The organism is Ensifer sp. Root954 (genome assembly GCF_001429005.1).
In the GTDB taxonomy this organism is placed as follows: domain Bacteria; phylum Pseudomonadota; class Alphaproteobacteria; order Rhizobiales; family Rhizobiaceae; genus Ensifer; species Ensifer adhaerens.
Genome location: NZ_LMJM01000052.1, coordinates 308,274 through 319,943, shown reverse-complemented (window position 1 = coordinate 319,943; position 11,670 = coordinate 308,274). Strand labels below are relative to the sequence as shown.

At 63.6% G+C, this 11,670-nt stretch carries 11 protein-coding genes; 4 read left to right on the top strand and 7 right to left on the bottom strand.

The window, feature by feature from the left end; all coding sequences use genetic code 11:
- Positions 1 to 251: 251 nt before the first annotated feature.
- Both ASE71_RS32060 and ASE71_RS32055 read right to left on the bottom strand, forming a co-directional pair.
- Positions 252 to 509, bottom strand: coding sequence for a DUF1150 family protein (locus ASE71_RS32060; protein ID WP_034797387.1), 258 nt, complete (start codon positions 507 to 509; stop codon positions 252 to 254).
- Positions 510 to 556: 47 nt separating this feature from the next.
- A complete protein-coding gene (locus ASE71_RS32055) occupies positions 557 to 988 on the bottom strand; it encodes an Hsp20 family protein (RefSeq protein ID WP_034797386.1) in 432 nt (143 codons plus the stop codon).
- A gap of 240 nt (positions 989 to 1,228) precedes the next feature.
- On the opposite strand from ASE71_RS32055, the gene ASE71_RS32050 reads away from it, so the two are divergent.
- Positions 1,229 to 2,173 carry a nucleoside hydrolase gene (locus ASE71_RS32050; RefSeq protein WP_060519791.1) on the top strand — a complete coding sequence of 315 codons (945 nt, stop codon included), beginning with the start codon at positions 1,229 to 1,231 and terminating at the stop codon, positions 2,171 to 2,173.
- Positions 2,174 to 2,248: 75 nt separating this feature from the next.
- Here the strand turns inward: ASE71_RS32050 and ASE71_RS32045 are convergent, their stop codons facing one another.
- The 3 genes from ASE71_RS32045 to ASE71_RS32035 form a co-directional block, all read right to left on the bottom strand.
- On the bottom strand, positions 2,249 to 4,636 hold the full coding sequence (locus ASE71_RS32045) for a methyl-accepting chemotaxis protein (RefSeq protein ID WP_060519792.1): 2,388 nt from the start codon (positions 4,634 to 4,636) through the stop codon (positions 2,249 to 2,251).
- A gap of 358 nt (positions 4,637 to 4,994) precedes the next feature.
- On the bottom strand, positions 4,995 to 5,894 hold the full coding sequence (locus tag ASE71_RS32040; protein WP_060519793.1) for a ribokinase: 900 nt from the start codon (positions 5,892 to 5,894) through the stop codon (positions 4,995 to 4,997).
- A 52-nt stretch (positions 5,895 to 5,946) separates the two neighbouring features.
- Complete coding sequence (locus tag ASE71_RS32035) at positions 5,947 to 7,140, bottom strand: DNA recombination protein RmuC (protein WP_060519794.1); 1,194 nt, start codon at positions 7,138 to 7,140, stop codon at positions 5,947 to 5,949.
- A 151-nt stretch (positions 7,141 to 7,291) separates the two neighbouring features.
- Here ASE71_RS32035 and def point away from each other — a divergent pair, with 151 nt between their 5' ends.
- From def to truA, 3 genes are all read left to right on the top strand, one after another.
- Entirely contained in the window at positions 7,292 to 7,816 is a 525-nt protein-coding gene (def, locus tag ASE71_RS32030) for a peptide deformylase (RefSeq protein ID WP_060519892.1), read from the top strand.
- A gap of 163 nt (positions 7,817 to 7,979) precedes the next feature.
- Positions 7,980 to 8,915 carry a methionyl-tRNA formyltransferase gene (gene fmt, locus ASE71_RS32025; RefSeq protein WP_060519795.1) on the top strand — a complete coding sequence of 312 codons (936 nt, stop codon included), beginning with the start codon at positions 7,980 to 7,982 and terminating at the stop codon, positions 8,913 to 8,915.
- On the top strand, positions 8,915 to 9,658 hold the full coding sequence (gene truA, locus ASE71_RS32020; RefSeq protein ID WP_060519797.1) for a tRNA pseudouridine(38-40) synthase TruA: 744 nt from the start codon (positions 8,915 to 8,917) through the stop codon (positions 9,656 to 9,658). The genes fmt and truA overlap by 1 nt, the downstream gene beginning before the upstream one ends.
- A gap of 10 nt (positions 9,659 to 9,668) precedes the next feature.
- On the opposite strand, the gene ASE71_RS32015 is transcribed toward truA, so the two are convergent.
- Positions 9,669 to 10,268 carry a hypothetical protein gene (locus tag ASE71_RS32015; protein WP_034797371.1) on the bottom strand — a complete coding sequence of 200 codons (600 nt, stop codon included), beginning with the start codon at positions 10,266 to 10,268 and terminating at the stop codon, positions 9,669 to 9,671.
- Positions 10,255 to 11,448: a succinyl-diaminopimelate desuccinylase gene (gene dapE / locus ASE71_RS32010; RefSeq protein WP_060519799.1), complete on the bottom strand. Its 1,194-nt coding sequence runs from the start codon at positions 11,446 to 11,448 to the stop codon at positions 10,255 to 10,257. The genes ASE71_RS32015 and dapE overlap by 14 nt, the downstream gene beginning before the upstream one ends.
- Positions 11,449 to 11,670 lie beyond the last annotated feature (222 nt).

The following is an 11,670-nucleotide window of genomic DNA, read 5'->3' as shown; positions in this document are numbered from 1 at the left end:
CGGTTTTCCGTCCGGAATTGCGGACTGGAAGATCAATTCCAGGAAAAGTGCGAAGCGGTTTTCTGTCCGGAATTGCGGACTGGAGGATCAATTCCAGGAAAAGTACGAAGCGGTTTTCCGTCCGGAATTGCGGACTAGCAGATCAATTCCAGGAAAAGTGCGGAGCGGTTTTCCGCTCGCGCTTGCGTCGCTCTCGAGAGCGACGGCTTCCATTCAAACGTCCGATTGCCGTCTCCACCGACGGCAGCCTGTCAGTGCAGGGTGACCGTCTTCAGATCATCCTCGGCCGCCTTGAAGAAGGTGCTGGAACGATTGTCTGTCAGAAGGATCGGCGTGCCGTCGGCGCCGAAGAGCGCCCAGAGATCGATACCCGGTCCCATCTCCGGCGCTTCCGGGAAGCAGCGCGAGACTTCTTCCGAGCGCATTTTCCGGATGTAGCCGATTTCGCCTTCGCCGAGATGTGCGAGGTCGTTCTTCGACAGTGACGAGCTGATGTCTTTCAGTCCCATGGTGACACTCCGTGGTCGCCGGTGAGGGGAGAATCCCGCCGGTTATCCTACTCTGGGACTGAAATGTTAATTTTCTTTACCATACGAACCGGTTCGGGACGAACGAGGTCGACGGAGAGCAGGCCGTTGCGCAGTTCCGCGCCCAGAACCTTCATGCCGTCGGCGAGAACGAAAGTGCGTTGAAACTGGCGTGCCGCTATGCCGCGGTGCAGGTAATCGCGGTCGCCGTTGTCGATCTGCCGGCCGCGGATGACGAGCTGGTTCTCTTCGGTGGTGACTTCGAGGTCTTCTTCGGAAAAGCCTGCCACGGCGAGCGTGATGCGCAACCGTTCCGGTTCGTCGGTCGAGGCATCGCCGCGAACGCGTTCTATGTTGTAGGGCGGGTATCCGTCGTTGCCCTTGGCGATCCGCTCAAGGGTCTTTTCCATCGTATCGAAACCCAGCAGAAGCGGGCTCGTAAAAGGGGTAATTCGGCTCATTCTTCAAGTCCTTGCGAGATCAAGCGACCGTTGTTCGGACCTGCCTTGCAGCATCCTTTCCGCAATATGGTAGCTGTGCGCAATGAGTGCAAGCCGCTTGCCTCCGGCGTGCACGCAAATCATAGTCCGCTCTCGCAGAATCCGGGAATGGGACAAAGGAACGCCAGGGCGTTTACTCCCGTCCGGCCCAATGCAACGTATCGATCGCGCCGAACAACGTGGTCCAGGGAGGACGAGAAAGTGCCCGTGCCGAGAAAGATAATCATAGACACCGACCCCGGGCAGGACGATGCCGCCGCCATCATGCTCGCCTTCGGCAGTCCGGAAGAGATCGACCTGCTCGGCATCACTGCGGTCGCCGGCAACGTGCCGCTGGCGCTGACGGCCCGCAATGCGCGCATCCTGTGCGAGCTCTGCGACCGGCCGAAGGTTCGGGTGTTCTCGGGCGCCGACAAGCCGATTGCTCGCCCGCTGGTGACCGCCGAGCACGTGCACGGCAAGACCGGCCTCGACGGCCCAGAGCTTACCGAGCCGACAATGAAGCTCGAGGAGCAGCATGCGGTCGACTTCATCGTCGAAACGTTGCGAAAGGAGCCAGAGGGCACCGTGACGCTCTGCACGCTCGGCCCGCTCACCAACATCGCGCTGGCCCTGCAGAAGGCGCCTGACATTGCGCAGCGGGTCAAGGAACTGGTGATGATGGGTGGCGGCTTCTTCGAAGGCGGCAACATCACGCCCGCCGCCGAATTCAACGTCTACGTCGATCCCGAGGCAGCCGACATCGTCTTCCGTTCGGGCATTCCGATCGTGATGATGCCGCTCGATGTCACCCACCGGGTACTGACCCACAAGGCACGCGTCCAGAAGATCCGCGACATCGGCAGCCGCCCGGCGATCGCCATGGCCGAGATGCTCGAATTCTTCGAGCGCTTCGATATCGAGAAGTACGGCACCGATGGCGGCCCGCTACACGATCCGACGGTCATTGCCTATCTGTTGCGCCCCGAGCTTTTCACCGGCCGCGATTGCAACGTCGAGATCGAGACCAAGTCGGAGCTCACGGCCGGCATGACCGTCGTCGACTGGTGGCAGGTCACCGGCCGGCCGCACAACGCCAAGGTTATGCGCTTCGTCGACGACCAGGGCTTCTTCGACCTTTTGACCGAGCGGCTGGCCCGCATCTGAGCCTCGGCTCAATCATCGTAGTCCAAACAAAAACGGCGCCCCGAGAGGCGCCGTTTTCTTTTCTCGTTCCGTTGATCAGAACTCTTCCCAGTTGTCCTGGGCAAGCGCGTTGGCGCCGGAGGTCTGGGTCAGCACCCGCTGCGTCGAAGCCGAGTAGCTGCTTCGCGCTGGGTTCGCCGCCGGAGCGGGCCGCGCCTCGCGAGCGGGGCGTTCGGCCGCGCGCATGCGCTCGGCCGTGCCACGCAGCATAGCCGCCGAGGACGGTTGGGCCGATGCGGTCGCCTGCGCGACCCGGAAGCGGGCCACGAGCGTGTTGAGCGTGCGGGCTTCTTCGTTGAGCGCCATCCCGGCCGCGGTCGTTTCCTCGACCATGGCGGCGTTCTGCTGGGTTACCTGGTCCATCTGGTTGACGGCAGAGTTGATCTCCTTCAGGCCGACGGCCTGTTCCGAAGCGGAGCTGGAGATCTGGCGGATGAGGCCGTTGATCTGCACCACCTGCTCGGCGATCTTTTCGAGCGCGCCACCGGCCTTGCCGACGAGATCAACACCTTCGCGCACCTGGCCGGCCGAGGTGTTGATCAGTGTCTTGATCTCCTTGGCGGCATTGGCAGAGCGCTGGGCGAGTTCGCGCACTTCCTGGGCGACGACGGCAAAACCCTTGCCGGCCTCACCTGCACGCGCTGCTTCGACACCGGCGTTCAGCGCCAGAAGGTTAGTCTGGAAGGCGATTTCGTCGATGACGCCGATGATGCGGCTGACTTCGTGCGAGGACTGCTCGATGCCCTTCATCGCGGCAATCGCCTTCTGCACCACTTCGCCCGACTGTCCGGCATCGCTGCTGGCCACATCCACCGATTTGGCGGCGACCTTGGCGTTTTCGGCGCTGGCGTTGACTTGCGAGGTCAGCTCGTCAAGAGCCGCTGCTGTCTCTTCCAGGCTTGCAGCCTGCTGTTCGGTCCGGTGCGACAGGTCGTTGGCGGCGCTGCTGATTTCGCTGGTGCCGTTGCCGATGTTGACGACCGAATGGTTGACGGTGCGGATCGTCTCTTCGAGGCTTTCCATCGCCGCGTTGAAGTCACGCTTGAGTTGCGCGTATTCGCCCGGGAAATCGTCGGTGATGCGGAATGCGAGATCGCCGGACGACAGATGCGAGAGACCCTTGCCGAGGCGGGCGACGATGTCGCGCTGAAGCGCGCTCGATTCTGCACGCTCGGTTTCCGAGCGGCCGCGTTCGCGCTCGGCCTGTTCGCGCTCATGGCGGGCTTCGCCTTCGAGGCGCTTGGTGTCGGCAAGCTGATGGCGGAAGCCTTCGAGCGCCTTGGCGACTTCACCGGTTTCGTCGGAACGATCCTGGCCGGCGATCGCCTTGGTGTAGTCACCGTGGCTGAGGTCGTTCACGTCCTTGACGAGGCTTGCCAGCGGCTTCTGCACGAAACCACGAACCGCGAGATAGAGACCGAGCAACACAGCGCCGAGCACGACGAGGCCGCCGACAATCATCATGTAGGTCTGATCCTTGACCGGCGCATTGATCGCGGTACGCGGCACGTCGACGAGCACGACCCAGCTGGTGTTCACGCCCGAGAGAGTGAACGGATAGACGAGACGGTCGAAGGGCTCGTTGCCGTCATAGGAGAGGTTGGAGATGATGCCCGGCTTGCCGGAGGCGAGCGCGTTCTTGACGACCTCGTTGCCTTCTCCGTCATACTCCTTGAGCAGAAGGTCCGGGATCGGCGCGACCAGCCATTTGCCGGTCTGCGACAGCAGGTAGACGCGGCCGGTGTCGAAGGGCTTCAGCTTCGAGAGGCCATCGCCGAGCGAGGCGAGCGAAATGTCGACGCCGGTGACGCCGAGAAGCTTGCCGCCGGACATGACCGGGTAGGCGATCGAGCTCATCGCGGTCGGAACGTCGGTGTCCTGCGCGGTGTAGGGCTGGGTGATTGCACCCTTGCCGCTTTTTGCAGCGAGTTTGTACCACTCGGCCGCATAGTCAGCGCCGAAAGTGGAGTACTGGATTTCGTTGGTGCGGCTCTTCGACCAGTAGGGCGTGAAGATGCCCTTGTCGTTACCGCCCAGTTCCTTGTTGTTGACGAGGTCTTCCTGGCGACCATCGAAAGCCTTGGGTTCTTCCGCGAACCAGCTGCCGAAGGCGATCGGGTTCTGCTCGAGGTTTGCCCTGAGGATGTTGATCACCCCGGTGCGCTCCAGCGACTTTTCGGCGTGTGCGCGGCCGAGGATGCCCGCCATCGAGCGGGCAGCACTTGCAAGCTCGCCGATGTCGCCTGCAATGTCGGAGGCTATCGCGCGGGCTTCGCCGCCTGCCTGTTCGAGGACCAGCGTTTCGACGCGGTCCTGGGTCTGGGATATGAGAACGAAATTCGAGGCAAGCAGGACAAGTGCGATCGTGCCGCCTGTCACCGCGATCAGTTTGGTCGCCAGCGATTTGGCTTGGAACTTGAACATGAAATCCTCACGTGCTGGGAGGTTCGCAGGTTTTCACCTGCGGTGGACGCATTTCGCAATGGGGGTGAACTCCATCATGGAGCGTCAGATGCCGACCGGCATGTTGGAGGCGACCAGGCGCTTCGGCCGGTTTTCTCACGGTCCTGAATAGACTGGAGATTCTTAAGATAGGGCCAACACGGACGCTGTTTTACGCATCGCTTGCATAAAATTGCACGCAAAGTTTTATGTCCGCGACATCGGCTGTCCGGATTGCGCAAGCGGCCGTCGGGAGTGTGAAATCTATGCGGGCAAGGGCCTGGGAAAAATGAGACGGGCGACTTCGCCCGTCTCAAGTGCGTGCTTTCTGGCGCAGGATTTAGAGACGCGACGCCACGTCCGCAGCGAGCGGGATCGAGGGCTGGGCGCCGCTCTTCAGGCAGGCGAGAGAGCCGGCGACTGCTGCGCGGCGCAGAGCGTCGGGGAAGGCGATGCCGGCATCGAGGCTGGCTGCCAGATATCCGCAGAAGGTGTCGCCGGCGCCGACGGTATCGACCGGCTCGATCTTCAGGCCCTTGGCGCGCTGGATCTCGCCTTCATGCACGGCCACCACGCCTTCGGCGCCAAGCGTGACGATGACCGTCTGGCCGGTCTCGGCGTGCAGCGCCTTCATCGCCTCTTCGCGCTCAGTGCTTCCGATACCGCTCTTGCCGGCCAGCAGCTCGAATTCGGTTTCGTTGGCAATGACGATATCGGCCATGCGGCCGAGGCGGGCTGCCTCCGGTGTGAGCGGCGCGATGTTGATGACCGAACGCACGCCCTTCTGTTTGGCGGCGGTGAGCGCCTTCTCGACCGACGCGGCCGGAATTTCGAGCTGCAGCATCAAGGTGTCGCCGGGCTTCATGCCGTCGACGGCCTTCACCGCATCGGCATCATCGACCGTCGCATTGGCGCTGGCGACGACGACGATGACATTTTCGCCGTCACCGCCGACGAGGATATGGGCGGTGCCGGTCGGCTCGCTGACCGTCTTCGTCAGCGACAGGTCGGCGCCCGCACCCTTCAGCAGTTCGAGCGCGCCGTCGGCAAAGCTGTCCTTTCCTACCGCGCCTGCCATCTGCACCGTGGCGCCGGCACGTCGTGCGGCCAGCGCCTGGTTTGCGCCCTTGCCGCCGGCGGCGGTCGAGAAGCTGGTGCCGGCGACGGTTTCGCCGTGCTTCGGAAGGCGTGCGGTGGTGGCGATCAGATCCATGTTGATGGACCCAAAAACAGTAATCATGTGAAACTATCCTGTCGGCTTTGCGAATTGGGCCGGAGAGTGCCCGACAGCCTCAGTCCTCGTCAACCACCCGCAGGCGCAATTGCCCGACCCGATTGTCGACCGCGGCACGGGGTTCGTCGGCGTCCCGTGTGCCGCCTTCCGCTTGCAGCTCGAGGGCCTCGATCTTGGCGCCGCGGCGGGTGAGTTTGCTGGAGGAAACGAGGATGTCCTCGACATCCTTCTGGCTCATGGCGAAATGGCCCTGCAGCTTGCGCACGCGCTCGTCGAGACGGCCGAGATCCTCCATCAGCCGTGCGACTTCGCCCTGGATCAGGTGCGCCTGCTCGCGCATGCGCGCATCCTTGAGGATCGCCTGGATCACCTGGATCGACAGCAGCAGCAGGGAGGGCGAGACGATGACGATCCGCTGGCGGTGCGCCTTCTGCACGATCGCTTCGAAATGCTCGTGGATCTCCGCAAAGATCGATTCCGAGGGTACGAAGAGGAAGGCGGTGTCCTGCGTCTCGCCCGGGATCAGATACTTGCCGGCGATGTCCCGCACATGCGTTTCCATGTCGCGGCGAAAGAGTTGGGCGATCTGCTGGCGCCGCTCCGGGGTCGGAGCATCCCGCATCGCGTTCCAGGCTTCGAGCGGAAATTTTGCGTCGATGACCAGCGGCGGTTGGCCGTTCGGCATGCGGATGGTGCAGTCGGGCCGCACCCCATTCGACAGCGTCGCCTGGAATTCGAAGGCGCCCATCGGCAGCCCGTCGGCGATAATCGCTTCCATGCGCGACTGGCCGAAGGCGCCGCGCGTCTGCTTGTTCGATAGAATCGCCTGAAGCCCGGCCATGTCCTTGGCGAGCGACTGGATGTTGTTCTGGGCCGTATCGATGACCGCGAGGCGCTCCTGCAGCCGGCGCAGGTTCTCGTGCGTCGCCTTGGTCTGCTCGCTGATCGAGGCGCCGATGCGATGGGTCATGCCGTCGATGCGCTGGCTGAGTGTCTGGTTGAGCTCCGCCTGCCGGGCGCCGAACACCTCGGCCATGGCTGCGACCCGCCCCTGCATCTCCGTCTGTGCTGCCAGCAGCATTGCCATCTGTTCCTGCCGCTCGTCGTCGCGGGGATTGCGCCGGCGCGAGAGCGCCATCAGGCCGGCAACAGCCAGCACAAGGCCGGCGGCAATCGCCAGATGGCCCAGGGTGATCGGCAGGGTGCCGATGAAAAACAACGGCTGGGCGAAGGGAAGGGGCGCGGGTTCCATGCGCCAAACCTAACAGATTCTCTCGCGAAGTGTAGATCAAAACGAGAACATATGTGCGCGGCGGTTAACGCCCGACGAGGGACGCGCGGGCGCCGCAGGTGGCAAGGCAATTTCCTTGCGCGTCGATGGAAAGATCGGCTATGGGAGCATCATGACCATCAAGCCGCTTATCATCCTTCCCGATCCTGTGCTTCGCCAGGTTTCAACGCCGATCGAAACCGTCGACGCGGACGTCTGCCGTCTGGCCGATGACATGCTCGAAACCATGTACGATGCCCCCGGCATCGGCCTTGCCGCGATCCAGATCGGTGTCGCCAGGCGCATGCTGGTGCTCGACGTTTCGAAAGAGGGCGACGAGAAGACGCCGCTTGTCTTCATCAACCCCGAGATCGTCGCTTCGTCCGACACCTATTCGGTCTACGAGGAAGGCTGCCTGTCGATCCCGGACTACTACGCCGAGGTCGAGCGCCCCGCCGTCATCACCGTCAAGCACCTCGACCGCGATGGCAAGCAGCAGACGATCGAGGCCGAAGGCCTGCTCGCCACCTGCCTGCAGCACGAGATCGACCACCTGAACGGCGTGTTGTTCATCGACCATATCTCCAAGCTCAAGCGCGACATGGTGATCCGCAAGTTCACCAAGGCTGCCAAGACGCGCGGCGCAAAGGCGATCTGAGCCTTCGATCGCGGAAGATCACGCGAAATTTTGAAGGCGGGAACCCATTGAACATTCCAGGAAGAGCGTGAAACGGCTTTCCTGGAATTGTCCTGTTTTTAGAGAATGAGATCATTTCGCCGTTTCCCCGCATGAAGTGATCTGAAAGGACGGAGTTACCGCCTTGTCGCTTCGCATCATCTTCATGGGCACACCGGAATTTTCGGTGCCGACACTGGCGGCACTTGCCGAGGCCGGTCATCAGATCGTCGCCGTCTACACCCAGCCACCGCGGCCGGGTGGCCGCCGCGGGCTCGATCTGCAGAAATCGCCGGTGCACCAGGCGGCCGAACTTCTGGGCATTCCGGTGCTGACGCCAGTCAACTTCAAGGACGAGGCGGACCGCCAGACCTTCCGTGATTTCGACGCCGACGTCGCCGTAGTCGTCGCCTATGGCCTGCTTCTGCCCGAGGCCATCCTCACCGGCACCAAGCTCGGCTGCTACAACGGCCACGCCTCGCTGCTGCCGCGCTGGCGCGGTGCAGCCCCAATCCAGCGCGCGATCATGGCCGGCGATCATGAGACCGGCATGATGGTGATGAAGATGGAAAAGGGGCTCGATACCGGCCCGGTCGCCCTCACCAAGACGGTTCAGATCGGCGAGACGATGACCGGGGGCGAATTGCACGATCGCCTGATGCAGGTCGGCGCCAGTCTGATGCGGGAAGCGATGGCAAAACTCGAGGCCGACGATCTGCCGCTGACGGTCCAGGCCGAGGACGGCGTCGTCTACGCCCAGAAGATCAGCAAAACGGAAACCCGCATCGATTTCGCCCGTCCCGCCCGCGAGGTCCACGACCGTATCCGCGGCCTGTCGCCATTTCCGGGCGCCTGGTTCGAACTTGAGATCGCTGGCAAGCCGGAACGCATCAAGGTTCTGAACTCGGAGCCCGCTTCCGGCAAGGGCGAGGCCGGCACGGTGCTCGACGATAGCCTGGCGATTGCCTGCGCCGAGGGCGCCGTTCGGCTCACCCGCCTGCAGCGCGCCGGCGGCAAGGCGTTGGGCGCGGCCGACTTCCTGCGCGGAACGCCGGTTGCGCCCGGCATGAGGGTCGGCTGATGCCGCGGTTCAAGTTGACCGTCGAATATGACGGCTCGGACTATGTCGGCTGGCAACGGCAGGACAACGGCGATTCCGTGCAAGGGGCGATCGAAAAGGCGATCCTGTCTCTGACCGGGGAGACCGTGTCGATCCGCGGCGCCGGCCGCACCGATTCCGGTGTGCACGCCAGTGGCCAGGTGATGCATGCGGATCTCACGCGTCCGTGGAAGCCCTACACGCTGCGCAACGCGCTGAATGCCCATCTGGGGCTTGCGGGCGAGCGGGTGGCGATCCTCGAGGCCGAGGAAGTGTCCGAGGAATTCGACGCGCGCTTCTCGGCGCTGCGCCGCCACTACCTCTACCGCATTATCTCGCGGCCCGCGCCGCTGGCGCTTGAAGCCCGGCGCGCCTGGTGGGTGCCGAAGCCGCTCGACCATGAAGCCATGCATGCAGGCGCCCAGCGCCTCGTCGGCCATCATGACTTCACCACCTTCCGCTCCGCCCATTGCCAGGCGGCGAGCCCGGTGCGCACGCTCGATCGGCTGGACGTCGCGCTTGTCGCCGGCGTCATCGAGATCCGCGCAACGGCGCAGAGCTTCCTGCACAACCAGATCCGCTCCTTCGCCGGCTCGCTGAAGCTGGTGGGCGAAGGCAAGTGGACGCCGGATGATCTGCAGGCGGCGCTTGAGGCCCGCAACCGCAAGGCCTGCGGCCCCGTGGCGCCGCCCGATGGGCTTTATTTCCTTCAGGTGGACTACTGATCCCGAAGTCCTAGCTTGTCGGGATCAGACCGAAGAAGCGCTGCAAGAGATCGCCGATCATCATCGACGGCAACAGGAACAGCGCCGTCAGCGCCGAGGCAAGCAGCGTCTGGTTGCCGGTCACCATGCGCAAGAGCCGGAAGAGCACCGCAACGCTGATGACGAGCAGCGTCAACCAGATGAAGCTCGTCAGCCCCTGGCTCCCGGGAATGACGACACGGATCGCCGCCGGCACCGCCATGGCGTAGGAGAGCGGAACCGAGAGCCAGTTTGTGGTAACGACGATCGGTACCACCGCTCCGGCAAATCCGAGTGGGCGCGAGAGAATGGCGATCAGCACCAGCGGCAAGAGCCAGCTGACGAGATCGACGACGAGCAGCTTGAAGATGAAGCCGATGCCGATCGTGGTGCCATCAGGCATGACCGAGAGGTAGTAGAGCCGCCAGGACGCCCAGGTGACGGCGATCGCCGGCAGGCACCAGAGCATGGACGTGAACGAGCGCCAGAGGCCACTCTCGCTGAAATCGAGCCAGCGGAAGCCTTCTTCGTTACCCTGCGCCAGGAGCCAGAGCCCCCGGATATAGGCAAGCACCTCATCAAGCAGCGGCATGGCCGAACCAGCGGGCGATGAAGGTTTCATAGATATTGGTCAGCGTCTCGAGGTCGGCAACGGCGACCCGTTCGTCGACCATGTGCATGGTCTGGCCGACGAGGCCGAACTCGACCACCGGGCAATAGTCCTTGATGAAGCGCGCATCCGAGGTTCCGCCGGTCGTCGACAGCTTCGGCTGGCGCCCCGTCACGGCTTCGACCGCGCCCGAGAGCGAATCGATCAGCGCGTTGTTGCGTGTGAGAAACACGTGGCTCGGGCGCTCCGCCCAGACGATTTCGTAGCGAACGGGGGCGCGGTCCGGACGCAGGCTACCGCTTGCCGCGGCACGGTCGAGCCGGGCGATGATCTCGGCCATCAGGCTTTCGGCGGTCCATGTGTCGTTGAAGCGGATGTTGAAGGCGGCCGTCGCCTTGGCCGGAATGACGTTGACGGCACTGTTGCCGACATCGATCGTCGTCACTTCCAGATTGGAGGGCTGGAAGCTCTCGGTGCCGTTGTCGAAGGGTGGGTCCATCAGCGCTTGCGTCAGCGGCAGGATGCCGCGCACCGGGCTGTCGGCGAGATGAGGATAGGCCGCATGGCCCTGCACGCCGTGAACGGTGATGCGCCCGGACAGCGAGCCGCGCCGGCCGATCTTGATCATGTCGCCAAGGCTCTCCGGGTTGGTCGGTTCGCCGACCAGGCACGCATCCCAGCGCTCGCCCTTGTCGGCCGCCCATTGCAAGAGCTTGGTGGTGCCATTGATCGCCGGTCCCTCTTCGTCGCCGGTGATGAGGAAGGAGACCGAGCCCTTCGGGGCGCCATGCTTTTCGACATGGCGGGCGATTGCCGCGACGAAGCAGGCGATGCCGCCCTTCATGTCGACGGCGCCGCGGCCATACATCTCGCCGCCGGCAATGTCGGCCGAAAACGGACCGTGGCTCCAGGCGGCCTCGTCGCCGACGGGAACGACATCCGTATGCCCGGCAAACATCAGATGCGGGCCTTCGGTTCCAAGCCGCGCATAAAGGTTCTCGATGTCGGGCGTGCCAGCCTCCTTGGCCATCACGCGGTCGACCGCGAAGCCGAGCGGCTTCAGCATGGCTTCAAGGGCTGCAAGCGCGCCGCCTTCGGCCGGGGTGACCGAGGGGCAACGAATGAGGGTGGCGAGATTGGCGATCGGATCGGTGGAGGTCATCTAACGTTATGCCGTCTGCATGGCCACGAAGGGCCTTGGGAATGGAGGCTGCTGGTTTATCCGATCGCCAGCGAACTGTCACGCAGGATGGGGCACGCGAGACGGGAACTGTGGCGTCGAACGCAGAACGGCGCCGCGCCTGGGCGGAGGCGCAGCGCCGCAGCTTCAACGGGCCGGAAGGATCCGGCCCGCCTGAAGATCGCGAAGGGAATGGAGAAGGGC

Coding starts and splice junctions, on each gene's coding strand:
- ASE71_RS32045 (WP_060519792.1), bottom strand. CDS start 4,636: ATGTTCAAGTTCCAAGCCAAATCGCTGGCGACCAAACTGATCGCGGTG.
- def (WP_060519892.1), top strand. CDS start 7,292: ATGACCATCAAGCCGCTTATCATCCTTCCCGATCCTGTGCTTCGCCAG.
- ASE71_RS32015 (WP_034797371.1), bottom strand. CDS start 10,268: ATGCCGCTGCTTGATGAGGTGCTTGCCTATATCCGGGGGCTCTGGCTC.
- ASE71_RS32060 (WP_034797387.1), bottom strand. CDS start 509: ATGGGACTGAAAGACATCAGCTCGTCACTGTCGAAGAACGACCTCGCA.
- ASE71_RS32040 (WP_060519793.1), bottom strand. CDS start 5,894: ATGATTACTGTTTTTGGGTCCATCAACATGGATCTGATCGCCACCACC.
- ASE71_RS32055 (WP_034797386.1), bottom strand. CDS start 988: ATGAGCCGAATTACCCCTTTTACGAGCCCGCTTCTGCTGGGTTTCGAT.
- truA (WP_060519797.1), top strand. CDS start 8,915: ATGCCGCGGTTCAAGTTGACCGTCGAATATGACGGCTCGGACTATGTC.
- dapE (WP_060519799.1), bottom strand. CDS start 11,448: ATGACCTCCACCGATCCGATCGCCAATCTCGCCACCCTCATTCGTTGC.
- ASE71_RS32035 (WP_060519794.1), bottom strand. CDS start 7,140: ATGGAACCCGCGCCCCTTCCCTTCGCCCAGCCGTTGTTTTTCATCGGC.